Annotated in this window: 17 protein-coding genes and 1 pseudogene; 5 read left to right on the top strand and 13 right to left on the bottom strand. The window is 72.0% G+C overall.

Annotated features, from left to right (window positions below; all coding sequences use genetic code 11):
* Positions 1-193: 193 nt before the first annotated feature.
* Positions 194-589 (bottom strand): annotated as a pseudogene (locus tag STRIP9103_RS46575) (hypothetical protein); the annotation flags it as partial.
* 126 nt (positions 590-715) lie between these two features.
* Between STRIP9103_RS46575 and STRIP9103_RS17215 the strand changes: the two are divergent.
* A complete protein-coding gene (locus tag STRIP9103_RS17215) occupies positions 716-1705 on the top strand; it encodes a sporulation protein (RefSeq protein ID WP_009313604.1) in 990 nt (329 codons plus the stop codon).
* A gap of 41 nt (positions 1706-1746) precedes the next feature.
* Here the strand turns inward: STRIP9103_RS17215 and STRIP9103_RS17220 are convergent, their stop codons facing one another.
* The 3 genes from STRIP9103_RS17220 to STRIP9103_RS17230 form a co-directional block, all read right to left on the bottom strand.
* On the bottom strand, positions 1747-3120 hold the full coding sequence (locus tag STRIP9103_RS17220; RefSeq protein ID WP_009313608.1) for an LCP family protein: 1374 nt from the start codon (positions 3118-3120) through the stop codon (positions 1747-1749).
* 140 nt (positions 3121-3260) lie between these two features.
* On the bottom strand, positions 3261-4193 hold the full coding sequence (locus tag STRIP9103_RS17225) for a M56 family metallopeptidase (RefSeq protein ID WP_009313596.1): 933 nt from the start codon (positions 4191-4193) through the stop codon (positions 3261-3263).
* 6 nt (positions 4194-4199) lie between these two features.
* Entirely contained in the window at positions 4200-4589 is a 390-nt protein-coding gene (locus STRIP9103_RS17230) for a BlaI/MecI/CopY family transcriptional regulator (protein WP_009313590.1), read from the bottom strand.
* A gap of 197 nt (positions 4590-4786) precedes the next feature.
* Here STRIP9103_RS17230 and STRIP9103_RS17235 point away from each other — a divergent pair, with 197 nt between their 5' ends.
* Positions 4787-5461, top strand: coding sequence for a hypothetical protein (locus STRIP9103_RS17235; RefSeq protein WP_009313613.1), 675 nt, complete (start codon positions 4787-4789; stop codon positions 5459-5461).
* Positions 5449-5679, top strand: coding sequence for a twin-arginine translocase TatA/TatE family subunit (locus STRIP9103_RS17240; protein ID WP_009313614.1), 231 nt, complete (start codon positions 5449-5451; stop codon positions 5677-5679). The genes STRIP9103_RS17235 and STRIP9103_RS17240 overlap by 13 nt, the downstream gene beginning before the upstream one ends.
* A gap of 63 nt (positions 5680-5742) precedes the next feature.
* Here the strand turns inward: STRIP9103_RS17240 and STRIP9103_RS17245 are convergent, their stop codons facing one another.
* The gene (locus STRIP9103_RS17245; RefSeq protein WP_009313592.1) at positions 5743-6720 is read right to left on the bottom strand and encodes a peptidoglycan-binding domain-containing protein; all 978 of its coding nucleotides are present in this window, start codon (positions 6718-6720) and stop codon (positions 5743-5745) included.
* A gap of 274 nt (positions 6721-6994) precedes the next feature.
* Between STRIP9103_RS17245 and STRIP9103_RS17250 the strand changes: the two genes are divergently transcribed.
* Positions 6995-8389 carry a hypothetical protein gene (locus STRIP9103_RS17250; protein ID WP_009313586.1) on the top strand — a complete coding sequence of 465 codons (1395 nt, stop codon included), beginning with the start codon at positions 6995-6997 and terminating at the stop codon, positions 8387-8389.
* An 89-nt stretch (positions 8390-8478) separates the two neighbouring features.
* Here the strand turns inward: STRIP9103_RS17250 and STRIP9103_RS17255 are convergent, their stop codons facing one another.
* The 6 genes from STRIP9103_RS17255 to STRIP9103_RS17280 all read right to left on the bottom strand — a co-directional run bounded on the left by STRIP9103_RS17255 (position 8479) and on the right by STRIP9103_RS17280 (position 17604).
* Entirely contained in the window at positions 8479-9576 is a 1098-nt protein-coding gene (locus tag STRIP9103_RS17255; protein ID WP_086019280.1) for a substrate-binding domain-containing protein, read from the bottom strand.
* A gap of 71 nt (positions 9577-9647) precedes the next feature.
* Positions 9648-10694, bottom strand: a complete 1047-nt coding sequence (locus STRIP9103_RS17260; RefSeq protein ID WP_009313610.1) for an ABC transporter permease — start codon at positions 10692-10694, stop codon at positions 9648-9650.
* Complete coding sequence (locus tag STRIP9103_RS17265) at positions 10691-12277, bottom strand: sugar ABC transporter ATP-binding protein (RefSeq protein WP_009313572.1); 1587 nt, start codon at positions 12275-12277, stop codon at positions 10691-10693. The genes STRIP9103_RS17260 and STRIP9103_RS17265 overlap by 4 nt, the downstream gene beginning before the upstream one ends.
* Before the next feature lie 81 nt (positions 12278-12358).
* Complete coding sequence (locus tag STRIP9103_RS17270) at positions 12359-15256, bottom strand: SpoIIE family protein phosphatase (protein WP_408995650.1); 2898 nt, start codon at positions 15254-15256, stop codon at positions 12359-12361.
* A 254-nt stretch (positions 15257-15510) separates the two neighbouring features.
* Positions 15511-16467, bottom strand: a complete 957-nt coding sequence (locus STRIP9103_RS17275) for a cyclase family protein (protein WP_009313595.1) — start codon at positions 16465-16467, stop codon at positions 15511-15513.
* Between the two features lie 99 nt (positions 16468-16566).
* Entirely contained in the window at positions 16567-17604 is a 1038-nt protein-coding gene (locus STRIP9103_RS17280) for a PucR family transcriptional regulator (protein WP_009313575.1), read from the bottom strand.
* A gap of 116 nt (positions 17605-17720) precedes the next feature.
* On the opposite strand from STRIP9103_RS17280, the gene STRIP9103_RS17285 reads away from it, so the two are divergent.
* Positions 17721-18617 (top strand): alpha/beta hydrolase, encoded by an 897-nt coding sequence (locus STRIP9103_RS17285; RefSeq protein ID WP_009313587.1) that lies wholly within the window; start codon positions 17721-17723, stop codon positions 18615-18617.
* Positions 18618-19224: 607 nt separating this feature from the next.
* Here the strand turns inward: STRIP9103_RS17285 and STRIP9103_RS17290 are convergent.
* Together STRIP9103_RS17290 and STRIP9103_RS17295 are read right to left on the bottom strand one after the other, a co-directional pair.
* Positions 19225-19683 carry a pyridoxamine 5'-phosphate oxidase family protein gene (locus tag STRIP9103_RS17290; RefSeq protein WP_009313606.1) on the bottom strand — a complete coding sequence of 153 codons (459 nt, stop codon included), beginning with the start codon at positions 19681-19683 and terminating at the stop codon, positions 19225-19227.
* 419 nt (positions 19684-20102) lie between these two features.
* Positions 20103-21443 (bottom strand): acyltransferase family protein, encoded by a 1341-nt coding sequence (locus STRIP9103_RS17295; protein ID WP_052315573.1) that lies wholly within the window; start codon positions 21441-21443, stop codon positions 20103-20105.
* Between the last annotated feature and the right edge of the window lie 48 nt (positions 21444-21491).

Raw genomic sequence — 21491 nt, forward strand, 5'->3', positions numbered from 1 at the left:
CACGGACCATGACGGGGTGGCCGCCGGGAGCGCCGCGGCGATGGCCGGGTGTGCGGGAGCGGAACGCACCCTCACGGGCCGAGCGGACGGAAGGCATGGCCCGAACCCACCAGTTCCCGTGGAACTCCTGGGGCCGGCCATGGCGCCGGGGCTCTGTCCGTGGGTATCGGGCCTCGACCGCCTCCGGCTGCACGGGGGCGGGGACCGGCCGCCGGGGCTCCCACCGGCCAAGCGCCTCGCCCTCCACGTCGACCCGCGGCGGGAACCGTTCCAGTCGGCGCGGCAGCCACCAGGCCCGTTCACCCAGTACTCCAAGGACGGCGGGCACGAGGGCCATCCGCACCACGAACGCGTCGAGGAGCACCAGGAAGATCGGCATCGCACTCATGATCGGCCCGGCCTGCTTCACGCCGAACGGACTCGCGCCATGGCCCTCCTGGAAGACCACGACGACCAGGCCGACGACGGTCACCGGATACGGCATCAGCGCCGCCTGCACCTTCTCGGCGATGTCGATGTTCGGGGCCGTGGTACCGGTGACCTCGAAGGTCGCTTCGGCCGCGGACTCGGGCCGGGGCGCCCGATGAGTCGCCCGACCCACCCTTATGCTTCTACATGCGTGTAGAGGAAACGCGGGCAACACCTGCGGCGCGCGCATCGTCTGCACCACACGTAACACAGGTAACACACGTACATATAAGGAGTGGACGCCACGATGGTGTTCAAACGACTGCTCGGATCGCTCGGCGTGGGCGGCCCCACGGTCGACACGGTTCTCGACCCCGGCGCGTTCCGCCCCGGCGGCGCGCTGACGGGTCGGGTCCATCTCAAGGGCGGTGACGCCGACTTCGACATCGAGCACATCACCCTGGAGCTGGTGGCCCGGGTCGAGGCGGAGTACGAGGAGGGCGAGAGCGAGGGCGTCGTCGTCTTCGACCGGTCCACCGTCGGCGGCGGCTTCCGACTCGCGGAGGGCGAGGTGCGCGAGGTCCCGTTCACGATCGCCCTGCCGTGGGAGACCCCCATCACCGAGTTGTACGGGCAGGCCCTGGGCATCGTCCTCGGCGTACGCACCGAACTGGCCGTCGCCGGCGCGAAGGACAAGGGCGACCTGGACCAGCTGAGCGTCGCGCCGCTGCCCGTCCAGGAGGCGATCCTCGAAGCGCTCGGCCGGCTCGGATTCGGCTTCAAGTCCGCCGACCTCGAACACGGCCGCATCAACGGCACCGGTCAACAGCTTCCCTTCTACCAGGAGATCGAGCTCACCCCGGCCCCGCAGTACGCGCACCAGGTCAACGAGATCGAGCTGACCTTCCTCGCCGCGCCGGGCGGCATGGACGTCGTCCTGGAGGCCGACAAGCGCGGCGGCCTGTTCTCCGAGGGCCACGACACGCTCACCCGCTTCACGGTCTCCCACGACGGGGTCGAGCACCAGGACTGGACCACCGTCGTCGACGGCTGGATCCGCCGACTCGTGGAGCACCGGGCGTCGTACGGCTCCCCCGCCTCGTACGGCCACGAGGGAAGCCAAGGCCACGTCGAGCACCACGACGACGGCCACCGCTCGGGCCCCGGCGTGGGCACCGCCGTCGCGGCCGGCGCGGCCGGGCTCGCGGTCGGTGTCGTCGGTGGCATGGTCGCCGCCGAAGTCGTGGACGAGATCGGGGACTTCTTCGAGGGCGACGAGGAGGAAGAGGGGGGCTGACGGGCCGACGTGAGCGGGCCCGCCGGCCCGCTCACGTCACATCACGGCAGGTCGTCGAGGTCGAGGTCCGTCCCCACGACCAGCGTCACCACGCCCGCGGTGGCGTCCGCGGCCTGCGAGGCGTCGGCGTCCGGCAGGCGTGAGGTGAGGACCTCGGCCTGCTTGGCCAGGTCGGACGGGTACGTGACCGTCGTGTCGTCGGTGTTCTCCGGTGCGTTGCCCGTGCCGACGACGGTGAAGCCGGCCTCGCGCAGCTTCTCGGCGACGGCGGCGGCGCGTCCGGTGACTCCGGTGCCGTTGAGGACCTGGACGCGTACGGCGGACGCGTAGACCAGGTCCTCCGTCTCGGCCTTCAGTCGCTTCTTGTCGACCTCCTTGTCCTTGGCGAGGGAGGTGAACAGGTCGGCGGCCTGCGGGTACTGCCAGACGATGTTGGCCTTGTCGGTGGGTACGTCCGCCTCGCGGGGGTAGTTGGGGACGGTCAGGAAGGTGAGCCGTTCGCTGGGGATGCCCTTGAGTTCGGAGGCGAGGTCGTAGAGCGGGTCGATGCCGGCCAGGTCCTCGTCCGTGGTCAGGGACTTGGTGGCGGACTGCAGGAAGCCGTACAGCGCGCTCGGGTCGGTCAGTTTGGACTGCGCCTTCTCGGCCAGGGCCTCCATGAACTCCTGCTGGCGCCCGATGCGTCCGATGTCGGAGCCGTCACCGACGCTGTACCGGGTCCGTACGTAGCCGAGTGCCTTCTCGTCCCTGACCGTCTGGCAGCCCGCCTCCAGGTCGAGGCGGGCCTTCTCGTCGTGGATGGCCTCCTCGGGGCAGACCTCTATGCCGTCCAGGGCGTTGACCATCCCCTTGAAGCCCTGGAAGTCGACGGACATGAAGTGGTCGATGCGCAGACCGGTGTTGGCCTCGACCGTCTTGATGGTGCAGGCGGCGGCCCCGGCGACCTCCCCACCGCTCCCGCCGATCGCGAACGCCTCGTTGATCTTCGCGCGGTGCGGGCTCGACGTCCCACCGTCGCCCTTCTCGCACGCCGATATCTCGACCCATGAGTCACGCGGGAACGACACCACGGTCGCCCACTCGCGGTTCGCCGGGACGTGCATCACCATCAGCGTGTCCGACTGCATGGTGTCGAGGTCCTTGCCGTACTTCGCGTTGGCGCCGTCGCGGCTGTCCGAACCGACGACCAGGATGTTCTTGGAGCCCGGACTGAGGTTCGCGGGACGGTCCCCGCCGAGCTTGTTGTCGATGTCGGCGGCCGTGATGTTGTCGTCCAGGTCCTTGTACACCCAGGCCCCGACACCCGCGACACCGAGGACGAGGATCGCGCAGGCTCCCGCGGACCACCCCAGCACCCGCCCCCGCCGCGTCACACCGCTGCCGGCGCCCGCGCGCCGCCTTCCCGTACCACTCACCGGCCTTCCCCCGCCTCGGCCGCACCCGGCCGTTCGACTGCCCCTGAGCGTCCGGCAGTTGTGATCACCGAACCACAGGACTCTACATCCATGTAGATATACGGATCACCGCCGAACTCGTCTCACGGCACGATTCACCCTCACAAGGGCGTCGCCGCGTACAGGATGAAGAACATCGTCACGGCCGCGTTCGCCGACGACATGGCCGACACGGCGGCACCCGCAGCCGCGCCCCACGCGGCCAGGCCGACCGACGTGAACACCGACGGCCAACTGCGCACCGCGGGCTCGGGGCCGAGCAGGGCCGCCACCCGGCGCGGCACCGGCCCCGGCGCCGCGAAGCCGGCGAGCACGGCCGCCGGGGTGCCGGCCGACACGAGCGCCGCCCTGCCGATCGCGCGGGCCACGACACGCCGGCTGCCGACCCTGCGGGCCGCGTCCTCGTCCGCCCACCGTTCCGTCGTGTACGACACGGCCGTACGCAGGGGCCGCAGGAACGGGTTGGCGCGCGCGGCCAGTCGGACGGCCAGCAGGAACCGGTGGTGCCGCGCGGCGAGATGGGCCCGCTCATGTGCGAACAGGGCGCGTCGCTCGGCCGGTTCCAGACAGGACAGCAGGGCCGTGGTCACCACCACACGGTCACGACGGCCACCGGGCAGCGCGTACGCGTACGGCGCCTCGTCGGGCAGTACGGCCACCTCGGTGTCCGGCAGTCCGGCCAGGGCCCGGTGGGCGCGGCGGCGCACCCGCCCGTGCCGCCACACGGTCCGGCCGCAGGCCAGGAGCACCGCGAGCAGCGCCGGGATGGCGGCCTTCCCGGCGACCTCGTCGTACGGCACGGCCTCGCGCACCTCGGGGTCCGACCAGCCGTCGGGCAGCGGGTTGCCGGGCAGTTGGGCGGTGCCGACCACCATCAGCAGCCCGAGGCACACGGTGCTGCACACGGCCATCACCAGGGCCACGCCGGTCAGCAGCCGGGTGGCGGTGCGTGGATCCAGTCGCTGTTCGGCGAGCCGTGCGATGGGCCACGCCGTCAAGGGCAGGACCAGCGGCAGAAAGACGAACACCCCCATGAGGTCTCAGTCTTCCCCTTCGCCCTTCGGCTGCCCCAGCAGCTCACGCAGCAGCCGCTCGTCGTCCGGTTCCAGGGAGGTGACGAAGCTGGCCAGCACCGCCTCGCGGTCGCGCTCCCCGTCGAGCACCCGGCGCATCCGGTGCGCGGCCAGGCCCGCCTGGTCGGCGGCCGGGGTCCACACGAAGGACCGGCCGGCGCGCTCCCGGGTCACCGCGCCCTTGGCCAGCAACCGGGTCAGGATCGTGATGACCGTCGTATAGGCGAGGTCGCCGCCCAGCCGCTCCTGCACCCACCCCGCGCTCCGGGGGCCGTCCGCCTCACCCAGCGCGCCCAGGACGAGCGCCTCCAGCTCGCCCTGCCCCCGCCGCCGTGGACGCTGCCGCTGGTCCACCACGCCCTGTCTCCTCTCCGCCGCCCTGGATTCCTGGGCGGTCCATCGCTCAGCCGCACCCACCCGCAGGATCTACAAAATTGTAGAAGACGGATCACACCCCCTCCCATCTTCTACAGTGTTGTAGATTCTGAACCCGGCAGGCCGGTCCCTGCGGTACCGCCCCGCCCGCCCCTCTGCCCCTACCGTCAGGAGACCAAGTGGTCGATCCGCTCCCAGCCGGGGAGCACGGCCTTCGCCCCGAGGACCGGGCGGACTTCGAGGCCGTACTGCACCGGGCGCTGAACACCCCGGAGATCCGTGCCGTCCTGCGCGCCGATCCCTCCGGTCTGGCCGCACGCCGGCTGTGGATACGGGCGCTCGCGGACGCCGAGGAGACGACGGCCGCGGCGCAGGACGAGTACCGCGCGTACCTCACCGCGATCGCGTCGGCCACCGAGGCGGAGCGGAGCGACGCCGGTCGCCGGGCCGACGCCGGGCTGCTGCCCCTGCTGGCCGTACTCACCCCGTCCCTCGCGGCCTGCTCGGCGGTGGCCGTGCTGGTGCTCGGCCACCTTCTTCGACTGGCCGGCGTGCAAGGCACGTTGCCCGGCTCCCTCATATCCGCCGGCTGGACCCTCGCGCTCGTCGCGGCCATCAGTGCCCTCATGGGCCTCGCCGCGCTGTTCCGCACGGCGCTGCGCGGACGCGACGGCGACACACCTCGCACGGATCCGGAACAGGCCCGCCTGACCTGGCAGCAGGCCCTGCTGAAGCGCGGCATACTGCCTCACCTGCGCCGCTGCATCCACGAGGATCCGTCCCTGCACCCCGACCCGTCGGCAGGGCCGGACAGAAGACAGAAACGAAAGACAGGCCCCGCATGTTCGGACTGAGCGAACTCGCCGTCGTCCTCATCGTCGTGACAGCCGCCCTGGCCGCCAAGAAGCTCCCGGACCTGGCCCGCTCCGCGGGCAAGGCCACCCGCGTCCTCAAGGCCGAGGCCCGCGCCCTGAAGCACGACATCCCCGCCCATGAGAACGGCCCCAAGGTCATCCGCGGCGAGACGGTCCCCCCGGCCGGCACCCCGGGCGACGGCACCGGCAGGCCATAGATCACCTCCGGAACGGACTTTGGCCGAAGCCCGCCGGTCTCCCGTCCGCGCCCACCGGACCGCTCACGGCTCCGAAGTCTCGGATTCGAGTGAGGCTCGGGTCGAGACGCCGTAGACGCCCGACTCGTCGTCGAGGATGACGCGGGTCAGTTGGTATGCGCGGACCGCGCTCTCGACTTGGCGGTCGTAGTCGCCGTCGATGTCGCCGTCGTAGAGGCCGGACTCTCGCAGACGGAGCTGGAGTTCGGTGACCTCGGGTCCTGTGTCGCCGAAGCGGAGGACGGGATTCGGATCGACCGACTGGGTGGGGATGGGACCCGCCGTGGCGGTCTGGCCGCCGCCGGAGGGGATGCCGGTCGGGTCCGAGGAGGAGCCGGTCGGGGTGGCCCGGCTCTCGCTCGGGGTCCCACTCGGGGAGGTCGCCGGGGTGTCGGACGGCGCCGGGGAGGACGTGGCGCGGGAGGGAGTCGTCGACGGTGCGTCGCTGCCGGACGGCGCACCTTCCGGCAGTTCCGCCCGCACATCGTCGGGCAGGGCGCCGTCCCGCGAGGGGGCCTCGTACGAGAAGAGTCCGCTGATGAATCCCGCCGCCACCGCGGCCACCACGGCGGCTCCCGCTCCGGCGGCCAGCGCCACTCCACGACGACGGCGCCGCCGAGCGCCCTGAGCGCCGCCGTCGGCCCCCGACCGATCCCCCGCGTCGTCGGCGTCCCGCGAAGAGACGACCGGTTCGCCCGCCGACACGTGCCCGGTGTCGAGCGGCGCGGCAGCGGAGCCGTCGGCGAACCCGGTGCCATCTCCGGGGTCGGCGTGTCCGGCCTCATCGGCGTCCTCACCGCCGTCGGCGGCCTCGGCCTCGCCGCTCACCTTCACAAACGGTCGTATGCGTACCGGATCGAAGTCCTCTGCGGCTGCCGCCTGTGCCGTGCGGTTCTCGCGGTGGGCGTCCGAGGCCAGTTGGCCGCAGGAACAGGCCGGAGTGCCGTCCGTCGCCCGGGGTGTACCGCATCGCGGGCAGACGGGGCCTGTCGGTTCACTCACACGTGGTCTCTCTCCGGGCGGGCTTCAGAGTTTAGGCATATCTTCCACGCATAATCTCCAAGAGATGATTGAATCTGTAAGCAGTAAGTCCTGAAAGGTTGAAAAGCAGCCACTCGGGGCCGCGGCAGCGCCCACAGGCTCAAGCCCCGCCCCACGAGGGCGAGTTCGGACTCACCAGGTCTTCATGTACCGACACTGGCGCATGACCCGACTCTCGGTATGTCATGCCTCTGACATCACTCCAGTCCCGTTGTGTCGGCGTGAAGGGAAACCCGTGAGCCTCCCCCGTCCTCGTCCCCGTGCCCGTCTGCGCCCCCGCCCCCGCGCCCTGTGCACGGTCGCCGCGCTCGCCCTGGGCGTTCCCGTGCTGCTTGCGCCGAGTCCGGCCGCCGCGGCGGTCCCGACGTACTCGGTCCATCTGCAGAACTCCGTCACGGGTCTCAACGCGGCCGACAGCGGCGGTACCGTCGCGGCGCACAACCCCAAGGGCAACGAGGACCACCAGCAGTGGACGCCGGTGGCGGTCAGCGGTGGCCATCAGTTGCGGAACACCGACGAGTCGGGGATCTGTCTCGGACGGAGCGGCACCTCCGCGGTGACCACCGCCTGCGGCGCGGACGGCACGACATGGACGATCACGGCCGGCACGGGGAGCACGTACACGATCGGCGTGCCCGGGACCTCGCAGTACCTCACGGGGGTGTCGTCGGACTCATCGGCCGTGCGGATCGGGTCGAGCGGCGATCTGGCCCGTTGGTACCTCACCCCGGTCACCTACGCGACGACCGCGATGCCGTCCGCCGACACCCGCACACTGGACCAGGTCACGTTCCTCACCTCGCACAACGCCTTCGCCAACGGCGTCGACGGCGACTTCGCCTCGTTCCCGGTCAGTCTCTTCCCCAACCAGTCGCGGGGCGTCAGCCGGCAACTGACCGACGGCGTACGGGGGTTCATGCTGGACGCGTACACCGTGTCGGGGCAGGCCGTGCTGTGTCACAACAGCTGTGACGGGGTGAGCGGCCCGGTGCCGCTCGCCACCGATCTGCAGCGGATGGTGGACTTCCTCAAGGCCAACCCGGGTCAGTTCGTCACGGTCTTCCTGGAGGACTACACCGCCTCCGACGTGCTGAAGTCGTCCCTGGCCTCCGTCAGCGGACTGTCGGACGTGCTGTACCGGCCGGACCAGGAGGGCGTGGCGACGAGCGGCTGGCCGAGGATGGCGGATCTCGCCGCCCGGGGCAAGCAGTTGCTGATCTTCAGCGACCGTACGCGTGCGAGTGATGTGTCGAGCGGTTACGCGACCCGTGACACCTTCGGTGTGATGTACCAGCGGGAGTGGACCGTGGAGAACTACTGGTCGATGGGCGGCGGGATCGGTGACTCCGACTGGTCCTGCTACAGCCGCTGGGGCACGGGCCGGCCGCTCACCACGGACTCGGCCGCCTTCCATCCGCTGTTCGTGATGAACCACTTCCGCGACTACACGATCAGCGGGACCGCCGAGACGGACAACGGCAAGCTCCAGAACCGCGCGCAGACCTTCTGCACCCCCGCCGCCCGCAAGAAGCCCAACTACCTCGCCGTGGACCGCTACGACCTGGGCTCCCCGTCCCCCGTCACGACCGTGGACACCCTCAACACATACGTCCTGACACCCGGCCAGTGACGAGCGGGGCACCCTGACACCGGCCGGTGACCACCGGCGTGCGCGGCCCGACGGCACCCGCGCCGGACCGCGCGACACCGGGGGCGCGGCTACTTGCCCCAGATCTTCCGGTACGCCTCCCGGTAGCCGGACGGGTTCCAGGTGGTGGCGCCTTCGCTGTTGTCGGCCGTGGTGATGTGGACGGGCGCCACATATCCGCTGGCGGGGCGGTCGGAGAAGGCGCGGTTGAACTCGTCGACGATCTGCCAGCCCTGCAGGGACAGCGGCTCGGGCACCGTGGCGGCCTGGTACCGGCGGCTGTTGATGCGCTGGAAGGCGGCGGGGGCGCCGTCGCCCGCGCCGATGTTGAAGGGCGGGCCGGAGCCCTTCTCGCCGGCCGCGCGGAAGGCGGGGGCGGCGTCGGCGAAGTACAGGTCGTTGATGGCGACGGAATGGGTCCACCTGTTCCCGAACCGGGAGAGCAGCGAGGAGATCTCGCGCGGGGTGCGGCTGCCGGCGTCCGGGATCGGGATGTTCTCGTACGAGAGCAGGCGTACGCCCCGGCAGGTGGCCAGCTCCTCGCGGATCAGGTCGGACTTGTTCTTGGCGAAGGGGATCGAGGCGTCGGTGATGAGCACGACCCCGGCACGGCCGTTGGAGTGCGCGATGATCCACCGCGCGCTGATCGCGGCCACGGCCTCGACGTGGGTGGTGACGTTGGTGAAGAGCGGGGGCCGCTCGCTCGGGCCGGGCTCGGCGACCGCGTGCCAGCCGATGAGCGGGATGCCCGCCGCGTCGGCCCGTGCCACCTGCCGTGACGTCGAGTTGGGGTCGAAGCCGCCGATGACGATGCCCGCGGGCCGGAGGGCCACGGCCTCGCTCATCGCCGCCTGGATGCCGGCGGGTGTGCCTCCGCCGTCGATGACCCGGACGTTCCAGCCGATGACCCGTGCGGCTTCCCGCACCCCCTTCGCGGCCCCCGCGACTCCCGGATTGGTCATGGTCTGGGCGACGTAGACGATGGTCCTGCGGGACACCGCGGTGGGGCCGCCGGTCGGTCCGTCCCAGGGGACGTCGGTCTCCTCTGCCCGGGTGACGGCGCTCTGGGCCCTGGTGTGGACGGCGGGGCAGCCGCTCGGGCCCGTGGGGGACGCCTCGGAGCCCTCCGACGAGCCGCGTTCGCAGCCGACGACGGCGGCTGCCGTCATCACAAGGGCGCAGAGCCTGACTTTGAAGGTGCCGAAGACGGCTGGGCGGTTGCCGTGCAAGTGAGCTCCTCTCATGGAGTGGTGCCCGTCGTGCCGCCGCTCTGTCTGCGGCGGACGGCGTATCCGGCCAGGCCGACGGCGATGAGCAGGGTGCCGCCGTGGAACAGCGGGACCGTCCAGAAGTCGGCACCCAGCTGGGCGAGGCCGGTCAGGCCGACGGCGAGGACGGCGACGGCGACGACGGTGCCGAGGGCGTTGGGGCGGCCGGGTCTGATCGCGGTGGAGCCGAGGAGGGCGCCGACGAAGGCGGGCAGCAGATAGTCGAGGCCGACGCTCGGGTTGCCGATCTGTTGCTGGGCGGCGAGCAGCACACCGGCGAAGCCGACGATCAGCCCCGACGCGGCGAACGCGTGGACGGTGTATGTGCGGGTCGGGATGCCGAGGAGGTCGGCCGCACGGGGGTTCGAGCCGACGACGTACAGGTATCGGCCGAACGGCAGCCGCTCCAGCACCGTCCAGAGGACGGCGGCGAGGGCGAGCACGTAGAAGGCGGGCACCGGGAGGCCGAGGAACATGGAGTCGTAGAGGTCGGTGAACGCGGGCGGGAGGCCTTGGGGTCCGGGGACGATCCGGCCGCCGTCGGTGATCCAGCCGGTCACGGCGTACAGCATGCTGCCGGTGCCGAGGGTGGCGATGAAGGAGTCGATCCGGCCGAACTCGACGATGACACCGTTGAGGACGCCCACGACCGTCCCTCCGGCGATCACGGCGAGACAGGCGAGCGGCCACGGCCATCCCTCGTTGACGACGAGCTGCATCACCATGACGTGCGCCAGGCCGAGGGCGTAGCCGATGGAGAGGTCGAACGCGCCGGTGACGATGGGAACCATGGCGGCGAGCGCGAGGACGGCCGGGATCGACTGGTTGGAGAGGATCGAGTCGACGGTGTTCAGCGTGGGGAAGGTGTCCGGCAGAGCGAGGGAGAAGATCAGGAACAGCAGAGCGGTGAGTGCGAGCAGGCCGTAGGCGCCGATGAGGTGTCCGCCCGGGCGGCCCGGCCCGCCGGGGCGGCGCCATCGCGTCCGGCCCGAGGAGGGGGAGGGCGGCGGGGCGGTCATGGGTTCGTCCCGGTCCCGGGCGGGGGTACGGCCGAGGCCGCCCGGGTGAGTGCGGCGACGGTGAGGTCCGCGCCGCTCAGCTCGGTCGTCACCGCTCCTCGGACGAACACCAGGGTGCGGCGGCACACGGCCGCGACCTCCTCGAAGTCGGTGGAGATGAGGAGGACGGCGAGGCCCGCGGCCAGCGCCTCGTCGAGCAGCCGGTGGATGGCGGCCTTGGCACCGACATCGACGCTCGCGGTCGGCTCCTCCAGGATCAGCAGCCGCAGCCCCGCCCGGAACCACCGGCCGATCATGACCTTCTGCTGGTTGCCCCCGGACAGAGTGGCGATGGGCGCCTCGCTGTCGCGGGGGCGCACCGAGAACCGTTCGATCAGGGCGGTGGCCTCGGCGCGTTCGCGGCGGGGGTTGATCCAGCGCCGCGCCGACAGACCTCCTGTACGAGGGCTGCCCCGGCGCCGCGCCGACAGGCCTCCCGCCCGGGGATCTGCCAGGAGGTTCTCCCGTACGGTCAGCTCGGCCAGGCAGCCCTCCCGCTGTCTGTCGCCGGGTACGAAGCCGACGCCGAGGGCGACGGCGTCGGCGACCGAGCGGGGGCGGTACGGTCGGCCGCCGAGCAGGGCCCGCCCGTCGGTCAGGGGCCGGGACCCGGCCAGGGCCCGGCCCAGGTCCATGTGCCCGGCGCCGGAGAGGCCGACCAGGCCCAGGGCTTCTCCGGCCCGCAGTTCCAGGCTGACCGGTCCCGCGTTCGCGGTCCGTACGCCGTCGAGGGTCAGGACGGGTGGTCCGGCGGCCGGGGCCGTGGTGGGGTGGGGGACGATCGGTTCCTCGCCGACGATGTCGCGCACCAGGTGGACGGGGTCGTGCCCCGCCAGCGGGCCGTGGCTGACGAGGCGGCCGTCCCGCAGTACGGCGAAGGTGTCGGCGACCTCGTACACCTCGTCCAGGCGGTGGGTCGCATAGAGGATGGCGTGCCCGCGGTCGCGCAGGGCGTGCAGGACGCGGAACAGGCGGGCGCAGTCCGCGGCCGGGAGGCGGGCGGTCGGCTCGTCGAGGACGATGAGCTTCGCGCGCGCCGCCAGGGCCCGGGCGATCGCGACGAGTGAACGCTCGGCCGGGGCGAGTCGGGCGATCGGTGCGTCGGGGTCGAGATGCGCGGCGACGATCCGCAGGGCGTCGACGCAGCGCTCGCGGTTGCGCCGCCAGGAGATCAGTCCCGCCCGGCGTGGATATCCGATGCCCAGGGCCATGTTCTCGGCGACCGTCATCCACTCCACGAGACCGAGGTCCTGGTGGATGAAGGACATGCCGCGGGTGGCGGCGTGGCTGCCGAGCGGGTGTCCGTCGACCGTGATCCGCCCCGCGTCGGCGTGGTGGACTCCGGCGAGCACCTTGATCAGCGTGGACTTGCCCGCGCCGTTGGGCCCGAGAAGGGCGAGGACGCTGCCGGCGTGGACGTCGAGATCGACGCCGTCCAGGGCACGGGTCCCGCCGAACCGCTTGGCGAGCCCGCGCATGCGGACCAGGGGTTCCGCCCCGACGGGCGGCACCGCCTTCGCGGACGGATCGGGAGCGTCGTACACGGATACGGATACTAATCGACACATCGCAACATTCCGAACATCTCGCTGTCCGCTGTGGCGCGGACGGCGGGGGTACCGCCGTCAGACGCCGTCCAGCCCGCACTCGGCCCAGATCACCTTGCCCTCGGGGAGGTAGCGCGTGCCCCAGCTCCGTGCCAGTTGCGCGACGAGGAACAGGCCGCGTCCGCCCTCGTCGGTGCTGGCGGCCCGACGCAGGTGAGGGGCGGTGTTGCTGGCGTCGGCGACCTCGCAGACGAGGGTGCGGTCGTGCAGCAGCCGTACCCGGATGGGCCCGGCGCCGTGGCGGATGGCGTTGGTGACCAGCTCGCTGAGGATCAGCTCCGCGGCGAAGGAGGCGTCGTCGAGTCCCCAGTCGGCCAGTCGCCGCAGGGCGGAGGCGCGGACGCCGGCGACGAGGGCCGGGTCCGGGGGCAGCTCCCAGGTGGCGATCCGGCTGGGGTCCAGGGCGTGGGTGCGGGCGACGAGCAGGGCGATGTCGTCGCACGGGTGGGCGGGTGCGACGGTGTCGAGGATCGCCTGGCAGGTGTCCTCGGGGGTGCGCTCCGGGTGGTGGGCCAGGGCGCCGCGCAGTTGGTCGAGGACCACGTCGACGTCACGGTGCCGGTCCTCGATGAGCCCGTCGGTGTAGAGGACCAGCTGGCTGTTGGCGGGAACGTCGATCTCGACGGCGTCGAAGGGCAGCCCGCCGAGGCCGAGCGGGGGGCCGGCCGGCAGATCCGGGTACGACACGGTTCCGTCGGGGCAGACCAGTGCCGGCGGAGGGTGGCCGGCGCGGGCCATGACGGACTTCTGCGAGGTGGGGTCGTAGATGACGTAGAGGCAGGTCGCGCCGATGATGCCGGAGCCCTCGCCACCGGGGTCCTCCCGGTCCAGGCGCGCCACGAGGTTGTCGAGGTGGGTGAGCACCTCGTCCGGCGGGAAGTCGAGTTCGGCGAAGCTGCGTGCGGCGGTCCGCAGTCGGCCCATGGTGGCGGCGGAGAGCATGCCGTGGCCGACGACGTCACCGACGATCAGGCCGATGCGGGCGCCGGACAGCGGGATGACGTCGTACCAGTCGCCGCTCACGTCGGACTCGGCGGGCAGATAGCGATGGGCGACCTCGACGGCCTCCTGGTCGGGCAGCCCGTGCGGCAGCAGTCTGCGCTGGAGGGCCAGGACCATGGTGCGTTCGTGGGTGTAGCGCCGGGCGTTGTCGATGCACAGGGCGGCGCGGGCGGCGAGCTCCTGGGCCAGTGAACGGTCGTCGTCGCCGAAGGGGGCGGGGTCCTGGGCCCGGTAGAAGCTGGCGATGCCCAGCACGACACCGCGGGCGACGAGGGGAACCGCGATGAGCGAGTGGACATGGCTCAGCAGCCGTTCGGTGTGCTCGGGGTCCTGGGCGAGCCAGCCCGCGGCGGCCTTCAGGTCCGGCTCCAGTACCGCCTGTCCACCGGTCAGACAGCGCCGCTGGGGTGCGGTCGGGCCGAACTCGATCCGCTTGCCGACCGGGGTGAACGGCAGGTCGTCGCGGATGCCGTGGACCACCGCACGACGCAGGTCACCGACGGGGTCGGTGGACTCCTCGCCGCGGAGTACGGCCTCGGGTATGTCGACGGTCACGAAGTCCGCAAGCCGCGGGACCGCCGTCTCGGCGAGTTCCTCGGCGGTACGGCGCACCTCCAGGGTGGTGCCGATGCGGGAGCTGGCCTCGGACAGCAGCTCCAGCCGACGGCGCGCGGCCATGGCGTAGGCCCCGACCTGCGGCTCGCCCAGCAGCACGAGCCCTCTGGCCGACGGGGCCGGTTGGGGGCGCTCGCCCGGGGGGCCGTCTCCGATCGGAGCCGGTTGGGGGCGCTCGGCCGGAGGACCGTCTCCGATCGCGACTGTCTTGTCCCGTGCGGCTTGAGCGGGCGTGACGTCGAGGAGACGCCCGGGCGGCGAGGTGACGGGAAGGCGCGCGGGCTGGGGGATGGCGGTGGCGGCGATGGCAGAGGGTACGCGGGCGACGGCCTCGACACCGATGCCCGGCGGTTCGTCGACCCGATCCCTGACGGCCAGCTTCTCTCCGTTCGGGCCGGTCAGGCCTTCGCCCGGTGAAGGGCCGGGCAGGACGGCCTCGACGGCGATGCCCTCCACGCCGGAAGCGCTCTCCATCGGGCGGCTCACGAGCGTGACCCGCCGGCCGTCGGACAGGGGCACATCGACGGCGGCCCGCTGCCCGCGGGAGATCAGTTCCGCGGCCTTCTCCATGAGGAGCGCCCGGTCGCCGGGGCGCAGCTCGGGGGCCAGGTCGTCCAGCGCGACGCCGTGGTGGGGGCCGGCGGCGGCTTCGGCTCCGGCGGCCAGGTAGGCCCCCAGCAGGGCGCGCTCGCGTGCGGAGCTCTGCCCCAGCAGACGGCGTTCCATGGCCTTCGCCGCGCTGCGGATGACGGTGGTGAACGCCGGGTTCTCGGCGCTGCGCGGATAGCCGAAGCACAGGACGCCCTCGATGCGCCCGCTGAGCGGGTCCCTGACAGGCAACGCCACACAGGCGTTGGCCTGGGAGCGCTCCGCGAAGTGCTCGGCGCCGTAGACCCGGATGAGCTGTCGCTCGGCGAGGGCCAGGCCGATGCCGTTGGTGCCGGCGAACGGCTCGGCGAACACGAAACCGGGGACCCGCTGGATCGCCGGGAGGCCTCTGGCCAGGGTCGGCTCGCCGAAGCGGCGCAGGAGGACCGTCCCGTTCGCGTCGGCGAGTGAGATGTTGATCTCGCTGCCGGAGAACCTGGACTGCAGTCTGTCGAGCACCGGCACGGCCGCGCGGACGATGCGGCCGTCGGGGTCGTAGGCGTCGTGGAAGGGAAGGTCGGACTGGTCCGGCGAGAGGCCCAGGGTGCGGCAGCGCCGCCACGAGTCCAGGATCGATGTGCGCACACCTGTCTCGACCGGCTCCCCCTGCAGAAACCGTTCACGGAAGAGGACGGGCCCCGTGCCGCGCATGGCGAGCCCCGTCGGTATCGGTTCCCTGTCGGACCGAACCACTCTCCACCTCACCTGCCTGCGATCATTCACTTTCAGGAAAAGCTGACATTGTCGAGGATACGGACATTGGGTGCATGAGTCACCGCTCGCACATTTCTTCACACTTAGTGACGATACTGGGCGTACATCACGGGGGCGGCTGTCCGGCGCCTGTCGCGGGACCATGGCCGACCGTCTCCAAGAGCTCTTGCCGACCGTCTCCAAGAGCTCTTTCAGAGGACCGCGACCGGAGTGACGGGCGAGCCCGTGCCGCCCGGTACGTTCAGCGGCGCCACGACGAGCAGGAACTCGTACCGGCCCGCCTCGGCGGTCGCGGCGGAGAGTGCTTCCAGATCGAGGTTGTCCAGCAGTGGCACGCCCATCGCGGCGACGGCCAGGGCGTGGATCGGCGAGTGCACACCGTCCACGGGTGAGGGCCGTACATCGCTGTCGCCATCGCTTCCGAGCAGCGCGATCCCCCGCTCGGCCAGCAGCGGTACGGCGTCCACATGGAAGCCCGCGCTCGCCGTGTCGGGGTCCCAGGCACCGAGTTCCGTACGGCGGCGTACGTGTCCGGTACGCAGCAGCACCGCGTCGCCCTCGCCGATCGTCACGCCGAGCGTCCTCTCGGCGGCCGCGACGTCCTCCGCGTGCACCGCCCGCCCCGGCTCCAGCCAGGGGATCCCGAGGACCGCGGGGAGGTCGAGGAGCACACCCGTCGTCACCAGGGGTCCGAGCGCCGACACCGCGCCGAAGCGGGCGCCCGCGGCGTCGACGACCTCGCCCGCCTGCCGGCCGTCGTAGAGCTGCCCCCGGTACGCGATGTGGCACAACGCGTCGAGATGGGTGACGCCCTTGCCGTGGTAGTCGGCGGCGATGAAGTCCTTGTGGGTGGACGGTTCCGGGCTCTCCACGTCGCCGAGATCGGTCATGTGGTGCAGGGCGGGCTTGCGGTTGTCGGGGCCGGGCCGGGTGTTCCAGGGCAGCGCCATCGGCACGACCGTCCCGGAACGCACCCTCGTCGTCGCACGACGCACCTGTTCCGCCGTCACACGGTTCCAGGCCCCGCGGTCGGCCGACGCCCACCGGCCCCATGTACGGACCGCCTCGAACAGCGCGTCGAACTCCGCAGGCGGGACAGCGGGTCCATTGCCGGTACCGGTCGTCCCGGGATCGGTCTCTTCGGCCACTCCCTCATCCTCGGCGCCGACCCGTACGTGTGCCACCTCGGCCGTGGAGAGGTCGGCCTGTCCCGGCGAGGTCGTTCACCGGCACGAGACCGATGCGGGTCAGTCGTTGAGCAGGTGCCACGCGGTCAGGGCGAGTCTGGCTCGGAGCAGGCCGGTCGGCTCGGTGAGTTCGATGTCCAGGGCCTTGCCGATCTGTTCGAGCCTGCGGGCGACGCTGCTGTGGTGCAGATGGAGCAGGTCGGCGGCGCGGCGGACGGAGCCGGTCTCGCAGTAGGCGTCCAGGGTCTCCAGGTGTTCCGGGGTATCCGCGGCCAGGTGCTCGACCGCGGCCACGTCGGCGTTGTTCCGCGCGGCGCCCTGCGGCACTTGGGCGAGCAGCGCCAACGCGCCCAGACGGTCGTAGTGCACGATCGGTCGGCGCGGGGTGGTGAAGCGGAGCGCGGTGCGGGCCTCCTGCCAGGAGAGGGCGGGGTTCTCGGCGGCGCCGACACCGGCGCGTACGTCCGCCGGGAAGCGGGCCCGGTCCACCGTGGTGGCCAGGATGACGCCGACGTCGCCGAGCAGCGCCGCCTTGACGGGGCGGGCCGGGCAGACCAGGCCGCCGATCCGGTCGAGCGGAAGCCTCGTCCGGGCGGCGACGACACGGACGGGAAGGTCGGTGGCGAAGCCCAGGAGCCGTAACGCCCGGGCTCTGGCCGCCTCGTCGCTGTCGCAGCTGATCGCCAGTTCGATGAGGGCGGGGTCGGCCATGGTGGTGCGGGCCGGGCCGTACCGTTCGAGGACCGCCGCGGCGGCGAGGGCCAGCCGGTCGAGGACCATCGGGTCGAGCGCGCCGGGTGCTCCGGGGCGTTCCAGCCACACCGTGCCGATCTCCTCCTCGTCGAGGGTGATCGGGGCGGTGGAGGACGGGGACGGTGGCGAGGTGGACGCCTCCGTTCCGTCGGGCGAGAAGCGGATCGTCCGTCCCGTGCCGTGGATCCTGATCCCGGCCACGCACTCGGCCAGGCTCGCCGAGGCCCGGGCGAGCGCCGGGAGATCCACTCGGCGACGCATCAGCGTGTCGTAGAACATGACGACGCGGATCGCGCCCTCGGCCTCGGAATCCAGATGCGACAGCCGTACGGCCAGTGCCTCCATGCCAGGAGGATATGACGTGCCGGAGAAGAGGGCAGGCGCCGATCGGTGCGCGATGCCCGCCAATTCCCCGACGGGCGGCGGAGGTTGCCGGGGCGGTCGGCCACGAGGATGGCGACATGGATCCCGAACTCGAAGCGTTCATCCCGCTGTTCCCCCGTACCGACCTCATCGACCCGGTCGCCGACCGCAAGAAGTTCGCCGAACTGGCCGCCGCGGTGCCGCCACCGGACACCACGGGCATCGAGGTCGAGGACCGCACCGTGCCCGCCGATCCGGACGTGCCGGTGCGGATGTACCGCCCGCACCAGGCGCAGGGCGCCGTCATCTGGCTGCACGGCGGCGGATTCGTCATGGGCGACCTCGACACCGAACACCCGTGGGCCACCCGGATCGCGACCCTCTCCGGCGCGACGGTGATCTCGGTGGGCTACCGGCTGTCCCCCGAACACCGGTTCCCGGCCGCCTTGGACGACGCCTACGCCGTACTGACCTGGGCGGCCGAGCACACCACCGAACTCGGCGTCGCCCCGGAGCGGATCGCGGTCGGCGGCCACAGCGCCGGCGGCACTCTCGCGGCGGCGGTGGCGTTGCGTGCGCGCGACGAGCAGGGGCCGCCGATCCGCTTCCAACTGCTGAACCAGCCCGGGCTCGACGACCGGCCGGAGACATGGTCGAGGCGGAACTTCACCGACACGCCCTGGATGAACAGCGCCAAGGTCGCCGCCGCGTGGGGGCACTATCTGGGCTCCGCGCCCGCCACACCGTACGCCGCGCCCGCGCGCGCCGCCGACCTGTCCGGCCTGCCTCCCGCCTACATCGCCACCGCGGAGTTCTGTCCGAACCGCGACGAGGACATCGCCTACGCGGTGCGCCTGCTCCAGGCGGGCGTCCCGGTCGAACTGCACCAGTGGCCCGGCACGTTCCACGGATCGCAGGCGGTCCTCTCCGCCGAGATCTCCGGCCGGCAGAACACCGAACTCGGCACGACCCTGCGCCGCGCCCTCGCGGGCTGAGCCGGGGGCCGACCAGGCCGGGTGGCCGACCAGGCCGGGTGGCCGACCAGGCCGGTTCGACCCGGTCGGTCGGCCACCGCCATCGCGCCGGGCGACCGCCAGCACCGCCATCCTCATGCCGGGGGGCGCCGGAGCTGCCGTTATCGCGCCGGGCGGTCGCGGGAACCGCCGCCATCGTGCCGCACCGGCCGCCGGAACCGCTGTCATCGCGCCGGGCGGCGCGCGGACGCCGTTTCTGCCGGGCGGTCCCGCGGACCGCCGCCATCCGCCGCACCACCGCCGGAACCGCTGTCATCGCGCCGGGCGGTCGCGCGGACCGCCGTTATCGTGCCGGGCGGTCCCGCGGACCACCGCCATCGCGCCGCACCAGCCGCCAGAACCGCCGTCACCCTGCCCGGCGGTCGCGCGGACCACCGCCATCCTCGCGCCACCGGTCGCCGGAACCGGGACCATCGCGGTAGGCGATCGTCAGCCCCATCGTTATCCCGATAACCGATCGCCGGCGGCGCGTCGAACCGGTCGCCCCGGCAGCGGCCAGCGGCCAGCGGCCAGCGGCCAGCGGCCAGCGGCCAGGTGACAACCCAGCCTGGGTTCGATGCGACACGGCCTAGTTGTCGATGTCGAGTGCCGTTCCGTACAGCCGGTCCACCTTCAGCCGGATGACCACCCGGCGCTCGGCGACCAGTTGCTCCAGGAACGCGGCTTCGTCCTCCGGCTTGGCGGCCGTCGGGATCATCCCGAGCAGTTCCCGCCCGACCTCGTCACCGGGAACCGTCGTGATCTCGGAAACCTCCGCCTTGCCCTCGGCGACGGCGAACGACCACATGTCGCCGCCCTGCACATGCAGCGCGGCATGCGGGTCGTTGCGCAGATGCTTGACCTTGATGCGATCGGCCGTCGTCGAGAACCGCAGGACACGGGCGTCGGCGTCCCAGCTGTAGACCATGGTGGTCATGTGGGGATGGCCGCTGCGCTTCACCGTGGCGAGGGTGCCGAACTGCTGCCTGCCGAGCAGGTCGGAGAGGGCTTCGTCGGACAGCGGGCGAGGCGCGGGACCTTGAGTCATGCCGTGATCAACACCCGTGACCGCTCCGGCATTTCACGAACAGCCCCCGAGCTTGGCTCCGAGCTTGACTCCGATTTTGGCTCCGAATTTGGCTCCGGCCCTTCGGCATACCACCCGGCCGCTGCCTTTGCCGTCAGAGCCCGCCACAGCCTTGCGTACCGGACAGCCGTCCACCACCTTCCGGGTAACGGACAAGACGACGCCTTCTCCCTCGCGGAGAGTAGCTGCCCTGTGCCGTCGCGCCCGGCCGGCGCACACGGCGTCGGCCAGGTGTGACGTCATGGTCGGGCGGGACGGCGTTGCGGTGGTGAGGTCGTCCCGGGCCCGCGGGGTGCGTCGGCTCGGCAGACGCATGGCCGTGCCGCGTCGCGGGGTTGCGCCCGCGACGCGCTCGGTTCAGTGACCGCCGGCCCCGGCTGTCAGGCGGCTTCCTCCAAGGCGCTCTCGGGCCTTTCGGCGTCGCGTGGCTTCGTGCGTAGGGGAAGCGCCGACAGCAGGGTGCCCAGGGCCAGGCCCAGCGCGGGGAGCACGGGGAACCGGCCATCCGGTGCGAAGCCGTGTACGGCGAACCATGCCAGAGCTACGACACAGGCGGCGAGGCCGAGCCACAGCGGCCAGGAGCGGCGTGGATCGGCGTCCGGGCCCATCCGCGCCTGCAACGCCGCCAGCCCGCGCTCCAGAGGCCGCAGCACCACCACGACACCGGCCAGCACGACGCCGAGCACCAGCAACCAGGGCACCCGCAGCGCCCACCACGCCGCCGATCCGAGCGCGGGCTCGGGGGCGAGCCCGGTCAGATAGAACGCGGCGGCGACGACCAGCACCGGCAGCATGTGCCACAGATACAGCGTCATGCTGGCACCGCCCACCGGACGCACCACCCGCCACACCCGCTCCCGGGCCAGCAGCCGGCGCGTAATCGGTGCAGCGAGGAGACACAGCCCCACCTGGGCCACGGCCCACGCCAGCATCGCCGCCGACGGCGGATCGGTGTTGCTCGGATTCTGTCCCGTCACCCGGATCAGGCTGACCGGGAACGGTCCGAGGCCGACCAGCGCCGCGAAGGCCAGCCCTCCGCACACCGCCATCGCGGGCGCCACCGCCCGGCGCCCGGTCAGCAGACCGTCCCGCCAGCAGAAACCCAACTGGTAGGCCACACCCCACACGAGCACGTAGTTGAGCAGCCCGACGTACGGCGTGCTCGCCGCCACGACCAGCACGTCGGCCACCACGGCGACCACGCCCAAGACCACGGGGACGGCCGGCCCCCAGCGCCGGTGCGCCGCGTACAGCGGTGGGGTCAGGGCGCTGACCAGCAGATACACCGGGAGGAACCAGAACTGCATCGCCATCGCCCAGCCCACCAGCGCGAGCGTGCCCGGATCCACGCCGACCGCCGAGCAGACCCCGACGGCGAACAGCACCAGAGCGCTGTACACGCCCGTCGGGAGCAGCAGCCGCAGCGCCCGCCGCGCCACCCACCCGGCCGCCGTACCACCCGCCGCCCGCGTACGCGCCCAGGAGCCGCCCGCCGCGTAGCCCCCGGCCAGGAAGAACAGCGGCATGATCTGGAAGCCGAGCGTCAGCCACTGGGTCCACGGAACGACCGCCAACAGCTCCGGCGCGGTGATCCCACCACCGGGAGCGTGGACCAGCGCCGTGATCAGCCAGTGGCCGGCCACCACCAGGACGATGGCCCACGCGCGCAGGAAATCGACGTAGCGGTCTCTGCTCAGGTCTCTGCTCAGATCTCTGCTCATACGACGTGGCGATCTCTGCTCATACGTCTCATACGTCGTCATGCTGCC

This window comes from Streptomyces ipomoeae 91-03 (assembly GCF_000317595.1).
GTDB lineage: Bacteria > Actinomycetota > Actinomycetes > Streptomycetales > Streptomycetaceae > Streptomyces > Streptomyces ipomoeae.

Coding starts and splice junctions, on each gene's coding strand:
- STRIP9103_RS17215 (WP_009313604.1), top strand. CDS start 716: ATGGTGTTCAAACGACTGCTCGGATCGCTCGGCGTGGGCGGCCCCACG.
- STRIP9103_RS17225 (WP_009313596.1), bottom strand. CDS start 4,193: ATGGGGGTGTTCGTCTTTCTGCCGCTGGTCCTGCCCTTGACGGCGTGG.
- STRIP9103_RS17240 (WP_009313614.1), top strand. CDS start 5,449: ATGTTCGGACTGAGCGAACTCGCCGTCGTCCTCATCGTCGTGACAGCC.
- STRIP9103_RS17255 (WP_086019280.1), bottom strand. CDS start 9,576: ATGACGGCAGCCGCCGTCGTCGGCTGCGAACGCGGCTCGTCGGAGGGC.
- STRIP9103_RS17260 (WP_009313610.1), bottom strand. CDS start 10,694: ATGACCGCCCCGCCGCCCTCCCCCTCCTCGGGCCGGACGCGATGGCGC.
- STRIP9103_RS17270 (WP_408995650.1), bottom strand. CDS start 15,256: ATGCGCGGCACGGGGCCCGTCCTCTTCCGTGAACGGTTTCTGCAGGGG.
- STRIP9103_RS17280 (WP_009313575.1), bottom strand. CDS start 17,604: ATGGAGGCACTGGCCGTACGGCTGTCGCATCTGGATTCCGAGGCCGAG.
- STRIP9103_RS17285 (WP_009313587.1), top strand. CDS start 17,721: ATGGATCCCGAACTCGAAGCGTTCATCCCGCTGTTCCCCCGTACCGAC.
- STRIP9103_RS17290 (WP_009313606.1), bottom strand. CDS start 19,683: ATGACTCAAGGTCCCGCGCCTCGCCCGCTGTCCGACGAAGCCCTCTCC.
- STRIP9103_RS17295 (WP_052315573.1), bottom strand. CDS start 21,443: ATGAGCAGAGATCTGAGCAGAGACCTGAGCAGAGACCGCTACGTCGAT.